The sequence below is a fragment of the Aeromonas sp. MaB10011B genome (genome assembly GCF_017939325.1).
Classification (GTDB): Bacteria; Pseudomonadota; Gammaproteobacteria; order Enterobacterales; family Aeromonadaceae; genus Aeromonas; species Aeromonas caviae.
Window position 1 is genome coordinate 31,539 of the sequence record NZ_JAGKRK010000008.1, and the last position, 15,254, is coordinate 46,792.

A 15,254-nucleotide genomic window follows, 5' to 3' on the forward strand; every position below is an offset into this window, starting at 1 on the left:
TCAATGTGTTTCTGGTATGGCTGCTCGATGTGAAAAGTGGTTAAGATGGGACATTGTTTGAGACAGAAGAGCCACCATTTTGGAACCAAACGACGATACCAATCTGACGGAAAAGCTGTTTACCCGGGTCAAAAAGGTATTGGAAACTTCGGAAGTATCCAACTCAAGCCCCGTCGATGAGCAAGACAGCGCACTGTCTGACAGCTTCATCGATGGCGCCCTGTCGCCCCGCTGGTATCGCCTGCTGCGCAGACCGACCTGGGCCTGGCAGGGGGCCGATCCCGTCGAGGTGGAGCAGACCCTGGCGCACATCGCCATGGGGCAGGGGGAGCGCAGTCACGAACGCTATCTGGACACCATCAAGGGCTATGTGCCCGGCAACTGGGTCTATGAGTGGAGCCAGCTCGCCGGCCATTATTTCAATACGGGGAGGACGCTGCTGGGGGAAGGGGATCGCGCCGCGGCGCTGAAGAGCCTGCTCAAGGCCGTGCGCTACTACTCCATCGCAAGCTACCCCCACCTCAAGCACGACGAGCTGGCGGATCAGGCCCAGTTGCTTGGCAACATGGCCTATCGCGAGGCCGGACGCCTGTTCAAGGTGCCCCTCAAGGAGTTGCAGGTCCCGTTTCGGGGCAAGACCATCCAGGGCTACCTGCATCTGCCCACCACCGAGAAACCTGTGCCCCTGGTCATCGTCAGTGGTGGCATCGATTCGCTTCAGGTGGACTTCCTCAACTTCTATTTCAAGTGTCTCGAGCCCCACGGCATCGGGATGCTCTCCCTGGACATGCCGGGCACCGGCTATGCCGAGCACTGGCCCCTGGTGCAGGACACCAGCCGCCTGCACCAGGCGGTGCTCAACTACCTCTCGGAGGTGGCCTGGGTCGATCACCAGCGCATCGCCATGGTGGGGTTCCGCCTCGCCGGCAATGTGGCGGCCCGTCTCGCCTTCGTCGAGCCATTCAAGCTTCGGACTGTGGTCTGCATCGGTGCCGGCATCAACCAGGTGTTCACCAATCAGGAGATGTTCGCCCGCTGCCCGCGCATGATGCGCGACGGGCTGGCGAACCGGCTGGGGGCGGACGCGGCCCAGTGGGATCTGCTGCGCACCAAGTGTCAGGTCTTCTCCCTCAAGACCCAGGGATTGCTGGGGAGTCGCACTTCCGTGCCGATATTGAGTATCGGGCACAAGAAAGATTTTATTTGTCCCGAGCAGGATGTCCGGGCATTGGCCGCTGCGAGTCGCAACGGCAAGGCGGTGGTGTTTGACAAGCAGCCACTGCTCGAGGTCTATGACGAGGCACTGAAAGAGACGGTAGATTGGCTCAAAAAGCACTTATGTACATGATATAAAACTAAAAATGTAACATCACCATGTGATGGTATGGCTTGTTCAACAGGGAGGTTAGCATGTCAGAAAGAGTGACTTACAAGCGATTGCTGCGGCAGTTCGCGGCCATTGGCCCCTATTTGCGTGAAGACCTGTGCGCGGAGGGCCGCTACCGCTTTGACTGCCTGTCCGTCTGCGTCAGCGCCAAGCCTGCCCCGGACAAGCGGGAGTTCTGGGGCTGGTGGCTGGTGCTGGAGCAGGCGGATCACAGCTTCAGCTACCACTATCAGACGGGGTTCTACAACGCGGACGGGGAGTGGATCGACAAGGCGCTGCCCAAGAAGCATCAGGCGGAAGTGGAACGCACCCTGCAACATTTCTACAAGCTCATCAGCGGCAAATTGACCCAGCTGGAGTGCACCCTCTCCCCCGCGAAGCAGGTAACCGCCGAACTGAGCGTGACGGCAGCCTGATCCCCAAGCCCCGCATCTTCCCGGTGCGGGGTACCCCGATGCTTTGTCACCGAGCCCGCAACTGCCTGGCGAGGCTTAATTGCCTTGCAGGGCAGGGGGGCCGTGGGTATAAAGGGATTCCTTACTTTTCTAACCCTTCGTTCCCATGGAAAACAGAACCATAGTCGTCAAACTGGGCACCAGCGTGCTCACCGGGGGATCTGCCCGCCTCAACCGTGCCCACATGGTCGAGCTGGTCAGACAATGTGCCGCCTTGCATCGACACGGGCACCGTGTCGTGCTGGTCACGTCGGGGGCCATCGCCGCCGGTCGTGAGCATCTGGGTCACCCTCCGCTGGCGCCTACCCTGCCGAACAAACAGATGCTGGCTGCGGTGGGCCAGACCCAGCTCATCCGGGTATGGCAGGACCTGTTCAACCTCTACGGGCTGCACATCGGCCAGATGCTGCTGACCCGCGCCGACCTGGAAGACAGGGAGCGCTACCTCAATGCCCGCGACACCCTGCGCACCCTGCTCGATCACCGCATCATCCCCGTCATCAACGAGAATGACGCCGTGGCCACCGCCGAGATCAAGGTGGGGGACAACGACAACCTCTCCGCCCGTGCCGCCATCCTGGCGGATGCGGACTTGCTGGTCCTGCTCACGGATCAGAAGGGGCTCTTCACCGCCGACCCGCGCACCAACCCGGATGCCCAGCTCATCGAAGAGGTGCAGACCATAGATGACACTCTGCGCTCCCTTGCCGGTGACAGCGTGAGCGGCCTTGGCACCGGTGGCATGGCCACCAAGTTGCAGGCCGCCGACGTGGCACGCCGCGCCGGGGTGGACGTGGTGATTGCCACCGGCCAGATCCCGGAAGTGATCGGCCGCCTCGCCGCCGGGGAGCGGGTGGGGACCCTGTTCCCGGCCCTGGCATCCCCCCTGGAAGGGCGCAAGAGCTGGATCCTGGCAGGGCCCCCTCCTCACGGCGAAGTGCAGGTGGATCAGGGGGCCGTGGCCGCCATGCAGGAGAAGGGCTCCAGCCTGCTGCCCAAGGGCATCGTCGCAGTGAAGGGAGATTTCGTGCGTGGCGACGTGGTGCGAATCCTGGATCCCAAGGGGAGTGAGCTGGCTCGCGGCATTTGCCGTTACGACCATCTGGAGCTGGATCGGCTGCGGGGTGTCCACTCGGATCAGATTGAACAGGTATTGGGTTACGGCTATGGGGCCGTAGCCATCCACCGTGATGACATGGTGCTGCTCTGAACAGGGCGGCACCGCATGAACAAAAGGGAACTGTGATGAGTCTGGAGAAAATGGGGCAGGCGGCCCGTGAAGCCGCCTATCAACTGGCCACCGTCAGCACGGCACAGAAGAACCGGGCGCTGGCGGCCATCGCCGATGAACTGGAAGCACGCAGTGCCCAGATCCTGGCGGCCAACGAGAAAGACATTGCCGCCGGGCGCGAGGCGGGGCTCACGGAAGCCATGCTGGATCGCCTGCTGCTCAACCCGGCGCGCCTTGCCGGCATAGTGGCGGATGTGCGCAAGGTGATCACCCTGGACGATCCGGTCGGGGCCGAAATCGACAGCCGGGTGCTGGAGAATGGCCTGCGCCTCTCCCGTCGCCGGGTGCCCATCGGGGTCATCGGCGTCATCTACGAGGCGCGCCCCAATGTCACCATCGACATCGCCAGCCTCTGCCTCAAGACCGGCAACGCCAGCATTCTGCGCGGTGGTCGCGAGACCTTCCACTCCAACCTGGAGCTGGTGCGGGTGATCCAGCATGCCCTGGCGGCGTCCGGCCTGCCCGAGGCGGCGGTGCAGTACATCGACAACCCGGACAGGGCGCTGGTGGCCGAGTTGCTGCGCCTCGACCGCTACGTGGACATGATCATCCCCCGCGGTGGCGCGGGTCTTCACAAGATGTGCAAGGAGAACAGCTCCATCCCCGTCATCATCGGCGGGTTCGGTATCAGCCATATCTTCGTGGACGAGAGCGCCGATCTGGCGCGTTCCCTGGCGGTCATCGAGAACGCCAAGGTGCAGCGCCCCTCCGCCTGCAACGCCCTCGATACCCTGCTGGTACACGAGAAGGTGGCGGCCACCTTGCTGCCGCAACTAGTGGCTTTGATGAACGAGCGCAAGGTGACCCTGGTGGGCGCGCCCAATGCCATGGCGCTGCTGGCTGGCAGCGACAACCTGTGCGACGCGGGGCCGGAAGATTTCGACACCGAGTGGCTGGGGCTGACCCTGGGGGTCAAGGTGGTGGCGGACGTCAACGAGGCGCTGGCCCATATGCGCGAGCACAACGCCGGCCACTCCGATGCCATCCTGACCAACTCCCTCGCCAATGCCGAGCGTTTCGTCAACGGGGCCGGTTCGGCGGCGGTCTATGTCAACGCCTCCACCCGCTTCACCGACGGCGGCCAGTTTGGCCTCGGGGCCGAGGTGGCGGTCTCGACCCAGATGCTTCACGCCCGTGGCCCCATGGGGCTGACCGAACTCACCAGCTACAAGTGGGTGGGGCAGGCGGATTATCTCAGCCGTGCCTGATCCAGGCACGCTCAGCAAGCAGGACAATGCCGACTCAGGTCGGCATTTTTGTGCTTTTTTATTGCTCGTAATCAATGGCTTGCATATAACTATCCAGCAGGATGCGGTGTCACCCGGGGCATCAGGCCAGCGACAGCAAGGGGAGCAACTTCAAGGGATGAAGGGACAGGATAGGAGTGCGTGGTGGGGCAGCCTCTGGCTGAGCCTGCCACTGCTGCTGGGGGCGCTCTGTTTTAGCGGCGCCAGCCACGCCAGCTGGGACCAGGATCTCTATCGTCAGCTCGAGCTGGCCGGCAAGCTCGACAGCCGCGTGTTTCGCAAGGCCCTGGACGGTTACCAGAGCGTGCGCCACAAGCGAAAACCCATTCTCACCATCATCGACTACAGCAAGCCCTCGACCATGCGCCGGCTGTTCGTCATCGACGTCAAGCGCCACAAGCTGCTCTACCACACCTGGGTCAGCCACGGCCGCAATTCGGGGGAGCTGGCCGCCCGCCAGTTCTCCAATCAGATGAATTCCCGGCAAAGTTCCCTGGGGGTCTACCGCACCGCCGAGACCTATCAGGGCAAGCACGGTTACTCCCTGCGTCTCGACGGCCTCAGTCCCGGCAAGAACAGCAATGCCCGCAAGCGCGCCATCGTGGTGCACGGGGCGGATTATGCCAGCCCCAGGCATCTGCAGAAGTTTGACAAGCTGGGGCGCAGCTGGGGATGCCCGGCCCTGCCAAGGGAGCAGTCCAGGGCCATTATCGACACCATCAAGGGAGGGAGCGTCATCTATGCCCATGGCTGAGACCCTGCCCGCGAGCCTGCTGCGAGGGCGTCACCAGGACTGGTGGGCGGCGTTCTACCTTGCCGACGACCTCTCGTTATCCCTCGTGCACCGGTTCTGAGATGAGCATCCCATGGCAATGAACAGCAAAAAGGCCAGCATATGCTGGCCTTGGCGCATCAGGCGGGGATTATTTGCGGACCACCAGCACAGGGCAGGCAGCGTGGCGCACCACGGATTCCGCCACGCTGCCCACCAGCAGGTGGGTGATGCCGGAGCGGCCATGGCTGCCCATGACCACGAGATCCACCTTGTCTTCCTTCGCCTGGAGGACGATTTCATCGGCGGCGCGGCCAAAACGGACCTCGAATTTGGCCGGAATGGGCAGGCAGGCGACCAGTTCCTTGAGCTGACACTTGGCCTGGCGTTCCATCTCGTGGGTGATCTCGATGGCCGTCATGTGCAGGATCTTGTAGCTGTCGAAGCCGTGCAGCTGATCCACCACGTGGACCAGTTTGAGCTCGGCCTGGTGGGTGTTGGCCATGAAGACGGCGTAGTCGAGTACCGCTCTGGACATCTCGGAGAAATCGACGGGGCAGAGCAGGGATTTGATGGTTGGCATGAGAATCTCCCCTCAAGTTGGGCTACTAATGAATCTTGTTTGCCATGATACGCTGTGGGGCGACAATAACCCTCGACCCGCTCGCAAAATGGGGAAAATGTCGGCCGGGACTCTGTTTTTCTATGCTATCTGTATGCCTGAACGGGCCGTCCGGCGGTGAGCATCTGCCGAGTGCCATATCACTGAGGATAATCATGGTTCGTCTTTTTCTGTTCTGTTGCCTGCTGATCACCTCGTTCGTGCGGGCAGACACCATACACGTCTATTGCGACGACTGGCCCGGCTTCTGTCACCGGGACGGCAAGGGGGTCTATCTGGATGTGGTTCGAGCCATCTATGAACCCCTGGGGCACGAGGTGAAGCTTCACATGGTGCCTTACAAACGGGCACTGGCGGTGGTGTCGCAAAAGGAGGGGGACATGGCGATGGGGGTCTATCGGGGAGAGGTGCCCGGGGTCCATCAGCCCGACTACCCCTACTCGGCGGACTACGTGAGCGTGGTGATGCAAAAGCGCTGGCTGCCGCACTGGGCAGGGGAGCACAGCCTCAAGGAGCAGGAGGTGCTCTGGCTGAGGGGGTGGGCCTTTGACAAGTTCATCCCGGAGCCGATGCGCTGGTTCGAGATAGACAGCCACGAGATGGCGCTGCAATTGCTGATCAAGGGGCGTTACCGCTACTACCTGACCGACGGCGCCCTCTACCCCGAAGGCTCCCTTCCCCCCGAGCTGGTACAGGTATTCCTGCGCTGGATCCCGACCTACCCCATCTTCGCCGATACCCCGAAGGGCAGGCAGTTGCACGGGCTCTGGGATCCCGGCATGCGCACCCTGATAAGGCAGGGCAAGCTGGCGGAGATCTATCGGCAGAACAAGCTCTACGACTACTACCAGGACTTTCTCAGGGAGCAGGTGGTGCGGGCGAACAAGCCACAGCCCTAGCTGTCGGGCCTGATGCCGTCATCGGGCCCCTCTTGTCCTGCCTCAGCCCAACCGGTCATAAAGGATGACGTTGACCGAGGCGGTGAGGTGCATGCAGCCTGTCGGTCTGGCCACATAGATAACGTCTTGTCCTGCCTCAGCCTTTGGCTCTGAGCGTCTTGGCCAACCGGTCATAGAGGATGACGTTGACCGAGGCGGCCAGGTTCATGCAACCCTGAGTCGGCACATAGATGACCTCCTTCACCGCCGCGAAGCGGGCGGGTTCCAGGGTGCCATCCTCCGGGCCGAAGATGTAGAAGGCTCTCTCGGGGTGCACGTAATCCGGCAGGGGCGTGGCCCCCTCGATCAAATCCACCAGCACTGGGGTGCAGCCCTCGGGCACGAAGTCCAGCAGCTCCTCGACCCCGAGCAGGGGGATCTTCTCCACCATCTGCTTGGTGTCGGTGACAAAACGGCGTGCCAGCTCGAAGCGCTGCCCCGTGTAGTAGACCTCGTCCGCCCCGTAGCAGCCGGCGGCCCGCATCACGGCACCCACGTTCTCCGGGGATTTGGGATTGACCAGCCCGATGGCGCAATAGCGCCCTCTCTCCCGGGCATCTGCCCGGTGCTGCCCGGCAGCGCCTTCATCTGACACTTTCATCTCTCTCTCCTGTGTGGCGGCGCATTATACCCCCGGTGGGCCCCTTGCCCAGCGTGCGGGGCGGATTCCCGCAAGGCGGGCCCAACAAGGGGGCGGCTGCACCGTGGCGGCGCAGCCAGACACCCTGATGCGCAATGGCGGCGCCCCTTGCATCCTGGCGCGGGGTTTGCAGTCACTTCCCCATACAAGACGATGAGGCATCCGGACAAAGGCGTCCGTCCCCGCAGGGGGGCGGACGCTTTTTTTATGGGCCCCTCGTCAGACACATGACAAGGAGCAAGGGAATGAAGACCACCTGTGCCTATTGCGGAGTGGGGTGCGGCATCCGGCTGAGCCGGGAGGGTGACAACTGGCAGTTGCAGGGGGATGAGCAGCATCCGGCCAACGGCGGCGCCCTGTGCGTCAAGGGGGCCAGCCTGCTGGAGAGCCTGGCCTTTCCCGACCGCCTGCTCTATCCGCGCTGGATGGGGCAGCGCATCGGCTGGGAGGAGGCCCTGGACACCCTGGCGGAGCGTTTTGCCGCCATCCTGGCCGAGTCCGGGCCGGATGCCATCGGCATCTATCTGTCGGGCCAGCTCACCACCGAGGATTACTACGTCGCCAACAAGCTGATGAAGGGGTATCTGGGCAGCGCCAACGTGGACACCAACTCCCGGCTCTGCATGTCGTCGGCGGTGGTGGCCCACCAGCGCGCCTTCGGGGAGGATCTGGTGCCCGCCTGCTACGAGGATCTCGAGCTCGCCGATCTGGTGGTGCTCACCGGTGCCAACACCGCCTGGACCCATCCCGTGCTGTTTCGCCGCCTGCAGCAGGCCAGGGCGCGGCGCCCCGAGCTCAAGCTGGTGGTGCTGGATCCCCGCCGCACCATGACGGCGGAGCAGGGGGATCTGCACCTGGCGCTCAAACCCGGCAGCGACGTGACGCTCTGGAACGGCCTGTGCCGTTACCTGCTCGATGTCGATGGCTGGGACAAGGCCTATGTGGCGCAGCACGTGAGCGGCTTCGAGGCGTTGGCGGCGGCGCTGGACGATCCGGCCTGGCAGTTGGACGAGGTGGCCCGCAGCTGCGGCCTCTCCCGCAGCGATCTGATCGGTTTCTACCAGCTCTTTGCCCGTACCCCCAAGACCGTCACCCTGTTCTGCCAGGGGATCAACCAGTCCAACCAGGGGGTGGACAAGGCCAACGCCATCATCAACGCCCACCTGATGTGCGGTCGCATCGGCAAGCCGGGGGCGGCTCCCTTCTCCATGACGGGGCAACCCAACGCCATGGGCGGGCGCGAGGTGGGGGGGCTTGCAACCCAGCTCGCCGCCCACATGGGCTTTGGCGAGGCCGAGTGCGATCGGGTACAGCGCTTCTGGGGAAGTCCGACCATGGTGCGCGGGCCGGGGCACAAGGCCGTCGAGCTGTTCGAGGCGGTGCACCGGGGGGAGATCCGCGCGCTCTGGGTGCTCGGCACCAACCCGGCCGTCTCCCTGCCGGACGGCAACCGGGTGCGCGAGGCCCTGAGCCGCTGCGAGCTGCTGGTGGTCTCCGAGGTGACCGCCAACACCGACACGGCGCGCCTCGCCCACCTGCTGTTGCCTGCCGCCGCCTGGGGAGAGAAGAGCGGGACCGTCACCAACTCCGAGCGCACCATCAGCCGCCAGCGCGCCTTCCTGCCCCTGCCGGGGGAGGCCAGGCCCGACTGGTGGGCCCTGACCCGGCTCGCCCGTCGGCTCGGCTTTGGCGAGGGGTTCGCATATGAGCACGAGCACGAGATCTTCTGCGAGCATGCCGCCCTCTCCGGGTTTGAGAACGACGGATCCCGCCAGTTCGACATCTCCGGGCTGGCGGGTCTCACCCGTGCCGAATTCGAGGCCCTTTCTCCCCTGCGCTGGCCCGTCAACGCTGACTGGCCCCAGGGGAGGGCCCGCCTGTTCGAGGATGGGCGCTTTGCCACCCCGGATGGCCGGGCCCGCCTGCTGGCCCTGGCCCAGCGCTTCCCCGAGCAGCCAGAAACGCTCCCGCTTGCAGGGGCTGTCTCCCTGCTCCTCAACAGTGGCCGCCTGCGGGATCAGTGGCACACCATGACCCGCACCGGCCACGTGCCCCGGTTGCAGGAGGCCGAGCCCTGGCCCAGGGTGCGAATGGGGGCCGCCAGCCTGCTGGCGCTTGGCGTGAAGGAGGGGGATATGGTGCGCCTTTGCAACGGGCTCGGGGAGGCGCTGCTGCTGGTGGGGCTGGATGAGGGGCTCAGGGAGGGGGAGGCCTTTCTGCCCATGCACTGGACCGACAGCCAGTGCAGCCAGGGGGCGGTCAACCGCCTCATCGCCCCCGTGGTGGATCCCCTTTCCGGCCAGCCGATGTTCAAACAGGGGCGGGTGCAGGCCAGGGCGCAGCTCACCCGCTGGCAAGGGCTCTGGTGTGGCCGGGGTGAGTGGCGCGAGCCGGTGGACTGGTGGGCCAGGCGCCCCCTGCCCGAGGGTAACTGCACCCTGCTGGCCTCCTGGTCAGAGAGCACAGAGAGCCTGTGGCAACGGCTGGGGGCCGAGGGGCACTGGCTCAGGCTGCCCATGAAGGAGGGGTGGCTGGCCGTGGCCCTGGCAGGGGATCGCATCGAGGGCATCTTGCTGGTGGGGGGGCGGCGCCCGGACATCAAGGTCGACCTGCTGGCCAGTCTGCTCGGCACGCCGCTCCAGGCGGGGGCCCTGAGCCAGACCCTGAGCCAGGCCCTGGCCGGGGAGAGCCGGCTGGTCTGCTCCTGCCTGCGGGTCTCGGAGCAGCGCATCGTCGATGCTATCACCCGGCAGGGGGTGAGCGAGTTGGCGGGGCTGCAGGCCCTGCTCGGCTGTGGCAGCAACTGCGGCACCTGTCTGCCCGAAATCGACAAGCTGTTGATCAAACATGTTTTCCTGGCATCCGCTTAGTGCGGTGCCAGGACACAAGGAGCCTGAGATGAGCCAAATCAGTCTGGTGGGAGCGGGCCCCGGGCCCCTCGAATTGTTGACCCTGCGCGCCCTGCACCGTCTGGAGGCGGCAGAGGTCGTGGTCTATGACCGCCTGGTGGGGAGCGAGATCCTGGCCCGCATTCCCCACGGGGCGGCCCGCTTCGACGTGGGCAAGCGCTGCGGTGAGCCGAGCCCGACCCAGGAGGAGATCAACGCCCTGCTGCTGGCCCTGGCCCGCACGGGCAAGCGGGTGGTGCGCCTCAAGGGAGGGGATCCCCTGGTGTTCGGGCGCGGTGGCGAGGAGGCGCTGCACCTGGCCCGGCACGGCATCGAGGCCGAGCTGGTGCCGGGGATCACGGCGGCCCTGGGCTGCGCCGCCAGCAGCTTCATTCCCCTGACCCACAGGGGGCTGGCCCGCTCCCTGACCCTGGTGACGGGGCACCTGATGGACGAGCGCGACTATCAGGGCTGGCAGGGGCTGACCCGGGCGGGCCACACCCTGGTGTTCTACATGGGGCTGGAGCGGGCGGCCCGCATTCGGGAAGGGATGTTGAGGGCGGGGGCCCCGGGCGCGCTGCCGGTGGCCCTGGTGGTGGCTGGCTGCAGCCCCCGCCAGCAGGTGCACGAGGCCACGCTCGATGGCCTGGAGCAGGCCGCCCGTGCCCTGCTGGGCCAGAGCCCGGTGCTGATCATCATGGGGGAGGTGGTGCGGCTGCGCGCCGAGCTGCAGGGGCTGCTGACGGAGGCCCTGGAACGGGTCGCCTGAGGGGCGATTGTCCCTCTACCCCCACTACCTCCTGATAGATAAAAAGGAGGTAGATTCAAAGAGTTGGCCTTCATGTTGCGGCATTTTCGCCAGACAGAACGCGATCGTCGCCGACAAGGAGCGCCATGACCACTTTTTCCACCCGGGGCCAGGACGGCCCCGCTTCCCGGCTGTTGATCCACGCCGATGACCCGGGCCAGGCGAACCGCCTGGCCCTGCTGGTCAGTCACTACGGCCATCAGCCCGGGATCCTCGATACCCGCCAGTTGCTGACGCCGACGCAGAGGGGGGATGCCCTGCTCGTCAGTTGCCGCCAGTTCAGCGCCGAGGTACGCCTTGGCCTCTCCCTTTGGCCCGACATGCCGCGCCTCTTGTTCTGCGAGCGGCTGGGGGGCGATACCCAGCTCGCCCTGTTGCAGCAGGGGGTGTTGCTGGTGCCCCACCCTTGCGGCGAGCGTGAGCCGGTGGAGCAGTGGCTGCGTCTGGCCCGCAGTCAGCTCGCCATGGTGCAGGCCCTGATGCAGACCGAGAGCGAGCTGCGCCAGAAGCTGGAGGATAGGCGGCTCATCGAGCAGGCCAAGGGACGCCTGATGCGCCATCAGGGGCTGGACGAGGACGAGGCCTATCGCCTGATGCGCAGCACCGCCATGAGCCGTCACCTGAGCCTGGGTGAGCTGGCGCGGCAACTGCTGCAGGCTTTGCCCGCCTGAGCGCTCCCGTGGCCAACCGTTTTGGTGCAACTGCGCCTAATTGAGGCAAATTTGAGGGAGGATCAGGGCTCCACAGGCCGCAAAGGGCCGCCTGATGCACCCTGGACGAGCTGGCACGGAAAGTGAATAACAAAAACACGATAGCAATGAAGTAATGATGCGCAGTGAGGGGCCGGTCAGGTCACTCACCCGCAACAGGGCAAAGAAGCCCCGCCGATCCCGGATCGGCGGGGCTTTTTTTGGTCGCGACGCACCTTGGGTCGCAGCGCTGCAACGAGGTGGCACTGCGATTCCAGGCAGCCTGGCGCCATGGCCCTGACCCGGAACCGAGGGAGGAGATGCAATGAACGGACGACAAGGATGTGCGGGGCTGCTGCTGGCGGCGCTGCCGGTGCTGGCACTGGGAGCCCCGGAGCAGGAGGAGCTCAGGCTCGGCTTCATCAAGCTGACCGACATGGCGCCGCTGGCGGTGGCCTACGAGCGGGGCTATTTCGAGGATGAGGGACTCTACGTCACCCTCGAAGCCCAGGCGAACTGGAAGATCCTGCTGGATCGGGTGATAGACGGCGAGCTGGACGGTGCCCAGATGCTGGCGGGCCAGCCCCTGGCGGCCCACATCGGCATCGGCACCCAGGCCGAGCTGGTGACGGCGTTCGCCATGGATCTCAACGGCAACGCCATCACGGTGGCCAACAGCGTCTGGGCTGCCATGGCGCCCCAGTTGCCCAGGCCGCAGGCGGGCCAGGTGCCACCCCCGGTGAGCGCCGCCGCCCTCAAGCCCGTGGTGGCGGAATATCGTCAGGAGGGCAAGCCCTTCAACATGGGGATGGTCTTCCCCGTCTCCCCCCACAACTACGAGCTGAGGTACTGGCTGGCGGCAGGCGGCCTGCACCCCGGTTTCTATGCGCCCAAGCTTGGGGACAACTCGGGCCAGCGCCAGGCGGACGTGCTGCTGTCGGTGACACCGCCGCCCCAGATGCCCGCCACCCTGGAGGCGGGCACTATCGCCGGCTACAGCGTGGGTGAGCCCTGGAACCAGCAGGCGGTCGCCAGGGGCATAGGGGTGCCCGTCATCACGGATAACGAGATCTGGCGCAACAACCCGGAGAAGGTGTTCGGCGTCACCCGGCAGTGGGCCGAGCGTCACCCCAACACCCATGTGCGGCTGGTGAAGGCGCTGCTGCGGGCGGCCTGGTGGCTGGATGCAGACGACAACGGCAACCGGCGCGCGGCGGCCAAGCTGCTGGCCAAACCCGAGTACGTGGGGGCGGACGAGCAGGTGATCGCGAACTCCATGACGGGCACCTTCGAGTACGCCAGGGGAGACAAGCGTCAGGTGCCGGATTTCAACGTCTTCTTCCGCCACCACGCCACCTATCCCTACTACTCCGACGCCATCTGGTACCTGACCCAGATGCGGCGCTGGGGCCAGATCCCCGAAGCCAGACCGGACGCCTGGTTCGAGCAGGTGGCCAAGGCCGTCTATCAACCGGATGTCTATCGCCAGGCCGCCGAGGCCCTCATCGCCGAGGGCAAGCTCAAGGCCAGTGACTTCCCGGACTTTGCCAGCGAGCAGGGCTATCGCGGCCCCCAGGATGGCTTCATCGACGGCCTCATCTACGACGGCCGCCACCCCAACGCCTACCTGCAACAGTTCGCCATCGGCCTCAAGGGCGATGAGCGGGTGCAATGAGCAAGGAGATCCCGATGAAACGACACACATGGCCCCTCATCCATTTAAAAGCCATCAACTGGAAAATCATGGTGCAGCCCCTGCTCGGCGTGCTGCTCTTCCTCGGCCTCTGGCAGTGGGGGGCGAGCCAGGTGCAGACCAGTCTGGGCACCCTGCCGGGGCCGCTCGCCACCGCCAGCCAGCTCTGGTCCCTCGGGCAGGAGCATCTGCAGGAGCGGGAGAAGGCGGCGGCCTTCCTCGAACGCCAGCAGGTGCGCAATGCGGCAAGGCTGGCGGAGGATCCGGCGGCCGAGGTGAAGCTGCGCCCCTACACAGGGCGCCCCACCTTCTTCGATCAGATAGCCACCAGCCTGCTCACCGTGCTGTGCGGCTTCGCGCTGGCGACCCTGATCGCCATTCCGTGCGGGGTGCTGCTCGGCATGAATCAGGGGCTCTATCGCGCAGCCAACCCGGTGATCCAGCTGCTCAAGCCGGTCTCCCCCCTGGCCTGGCTGCCCCTCATCACCCTGGTGGTGAGCGCCCTCTACGCCAATCCTGCCCCCTGGCTTGCCAAGTCCTTCCTCACCTCGGCCCTGACGGTGACCCTCTGCTCCCTCTGGCCGACCCTGATCAACACGGCGGTGGGGGTGGCGGGGCTGGATGGGGATCTGCACAACGTCAGCCGAGTGCTGCGCCTCTCTTTTGTGACCCACGTGCGGCGCATCGTGCTGCCCGGGGCCCTGCCCATGATCTTCACCGGGCTGCGGCTCTCCCTGGGGGTGGCCTGGATGGTGCTGATCGCGGCGGAGATGCTGGCCCAGAACCCGGGGCTCGGCAAGTTCGTGTGGGACGAGTTCCAGAGCGGCGGCTCTGCGTCTCTGGCCCGCATCATGGTGGCGGTGATCACCATAGGCCTCATCGGCTGCGCCCTGGACAGGGGCATGCTGGCCCTGCAGCAGTGGTTGTCCTGGGACAAGCGCCAGGTGCTGCGTTAATCACATTTCTATTCAGGCAGGAGAAGAGCCAATGAAGAGTTATCTGGAGATAAGCGACGTCGGCATCTCGTTCGAGACGGAGCAGGGCAGCTTCGAGGCCTTGAGCCGGGTCAACCTGCGCATCGAGAAGGGGGAGTTCGTCTCCCTCATCGGTCACTCGGGCTGCGGCAAGAGCACGGTGCTCAACCTGGTGGCCGGGCTGCTGGAGCCGACCCTGGGGGGCATCATTCTCGATGGTCGCGAGGTGGCGGGCCCGGGGCCCGAGCGGGCCATGGTGTTCCAGAACCACGCCCTGCTGCCCTGGCTCAGCGTCCAGCAGAACGTGGCGCTGGCGGTGGCCCAGGTGGAGTCTGACAAGCGGGCGGTGGCGGAGCGGGTGGACTACTACCTCTCCCTGGTGCAGATGGATCACGCCAGCCAGAAGATGCCCCACGAGCTGTCGGGGGGGATGAAGCAGCGGGTCGGCATCGCCCGCGCCCTCTCGCTCTCCCCCAAGGTGCTGCTGATGGACGAGCCGTTCGGCGCCCTCGATGCCCTGACCCGGGCCCATCTGCAGGACGCGCTGATGGCGATCCAGGCGGAGCTTGGCAACACCGTCATCATGATCACCCACGACGTGGACGAGGCGGTGCTGCTCTCCGATCGCATCGTCATGATGACCAATGGCCCCAGCGCTACCGTCGGGGAGATCCTGACCGTGGACCTGCCAAGGCCCAGAGACAGGGTCGCCCTGGCGGACGATCCCCACTACCACAAGCTGCGCCAGCAGGTGCTGCGCTTCCTCTACGAGAAGCAACGCAAGGTGACCCCCCTCAAGGCAGCCGGGCAGGTGCGCAGCAAGCTGCGCGCCTGAGCCCGCCGGATTCAA

At 65.2% G+C, this 15,254-nt stretch carries 14 protein-coding genes; 12 read left to right on the plus strand and 2 right to left on the minus strand.

The window, feature by feature from the left end; genetic code table 11:
* The first annotated feature begins 79 nt into the window (after window positions 1-79).
* From frsA to J9893_RS03020, 5 genes are all read left to right on the plus strand, one after another.
* The gene (gene frsA / locus J9893_RS03000; protein ID WP_041215706.1) at window positions 80-1,348 is read left to right on the plus strand and encodes an esterase FrsA; all 1,269 of its coding nucleotides are present in this window, start codon (window positions 80-82) and stop codon (window positions 1,346-1,348) included.
* Window positions 1,349-1,410: 62 nt separating this feature from the next.
* Window positions 1,411-1,803, plus strand: coding sequence for a sigma factor-binding protein Crl (gene crl, locus J9893_RS03005; RefSeq protein ID WP_124812843.1), 393 nt, complete (start codon window positions 1,411-1,413; stop codon window positions 1,801-1,803).
* A 145-nt stretch (window positions 1,804-1,948) separates the two neighbouring features.
* Window positions 1,949-3,052, plus strand: coding sequence for a glutamate 5-kinase (gene proB, locus J9893_RS03010; protein WP_048207022.1), 1,104 nt, complete (start codon window positions 1,949-1,951; stop codon window positions 3,050-3,052).
* Window positions 3,053-3,084: 32 nt separating this feature from the next.
* Window positions 3,085-4,341, plus strand: coding sequence for a glutamate-5-semialdehyde dehydrogenase (locus tag J9893_RS03015; RefSeq protein ID WP_262512438.1), 1,257 nt, complete (start codon window positions 3,085-3,087; stop codon window positions 4,339-4,341).
* Window positions 4,342-4,498: 157 nt separating this feature from the next.
* Window positions 4,499-5,134 (plus strand): murein L,D-transpeptidase catalytic domain family protein, encoded by a 636-nt coding sequence (locus J9893_RS03020; RefSeq protein ID WP_113068899.1) that lies wholly within the window; start codon window positions 4,499-4,501, stop codon window positions 5,132-5,134.
* A 169-nt stretch (window positions 5,135-5,303) separates the two neighbouring features.
* Here J9893_RS03020 and J9893_RS03025 read toward each other — a convergent pair whose 3' ends face one another.
* A complete protein-coding gene (locus tag J9893_RS03025; RefSeq protein WP_210600873.1) occupies window positions 5,304-5,735 on the minus strand; it encodes a universal stress protein in 432 nt (143 codons plus the stop codon).
* 194 nt (window positions 5,736-5,929) lie between these two features.
* On the opposite strand from J9893_RS03025, the gene J9893_RS03030 reads away from it, so the two are divergent.
* Window positions 5,930-6,673 carry a hypothetical protein gene (locus J9893_RS03030; protein WP_113068897.1) on the plus strand — a complete coding sequence of 248 codons (744 nt, stop codon included), beginning with the start codon at window positions 5,930-5,932 and terminating at the stop codon, window positions 6,671-6,673.
* 136 nt (window positions 6,674-6,809) lie between these two features.
* Here the strand turns inward: J9893_RS03030 and J9893_RS03035 are convergent, their stop codons facing one another.
* Window positions 6,810-7,313 carry an RNA methyltransferase gene (locus J9893_RS03035; protein WP_109112242.1) on the minus strand — a complete coding sequence of 168 codons (504 nt, stop codon included), beginning with the start codon at window positions 7,311-7,313 and terminating at the stop codon, window positions 6,810-6,812.
* 284 nt (window positions 7,314-7,597) lie between these two features.
* Between J9893_RS03035 and J9893_RS03040 the strand changes: the two genes are divergently transcribed.
* The 6 genes from J9893_RS03040 to J9893_RS03065 all read left to right on the plus strand — a co-directional run bounded on the left by J9893_RS03040 (window position 7,598) and on the right by J9893_RS03065 (window position 15,239).
* Entirely contained in the window at window positions 7,598-10,222 is a 2,625-nt protein-coding gene (locus J9893_RS03040; protein ID WP_113068896.1) for a nitrate reductase, read from the plus strand.
* A gap of 28 nt (window positions 10,223-10,250) precedes the next feature.
* Window positions 10,251-11,009 carry a uroporphyrinogen-III C-methyltransferase gene (gene cobA / locus J9893_RS03045; RefSeq protein WP_010675453.1) on the plus strand — a complete coding sequence of 253 codons (759 nt, stop codon included), beginning with the start codon at window positions 10,251-10,253 and terminating at the stop codon, window positions 11,007-11,009.
* 125 nt (window positions 11,010-11,134) lie between these two features.
* Window positions 11,135-11,719: an ANTAR domain-containing protein gene (locus tag J9893_RS03050; protein WP_010675452.1), complete on the plus strand. Its 585-nt coding sequence runs from the start codon at window positions 11,135-11,137 to the stop codon at window positions 11,717-11,719.
* 343 nt (window positions 11,720-12,062) lie between these two features.
* Window positions 12,063-13,412, plus strand: a complete 1,350-nt coding sequence (locus tag J9893_RS03055) for a CmpA/NrtA family ABC transporter substrate-binding protein (protein ID WP_246875502.1) — start codon at window positions 12,063-12,065, stop codon at window positions 13,410-13,412.
* A gap of 14 nt (window positions 13,413-13,426) precedes the next feature.
* Entirely contained in the window at window positions 13,427-14,386 is a 960-nt protein-coding gene (locus tag J9893_RS03060) for an ABC transporter permease (RefSeq protein ID WP_171865679.1), read from the plus strand.
* Between the two features lie 31 nt (window positions 14,387-14,417).
* Entirely contained in the window at window positions 14,418-15,239 is an 822-nt protein-coding gene (locus J9893_RS03065) for an ABC transporter ATP-binding protein (protein ID WP_010675449.1), read from the plus strand.
* The last annotated feature ends 15 nt before the right edge of the window (window positions 15,240-15,254 follow it).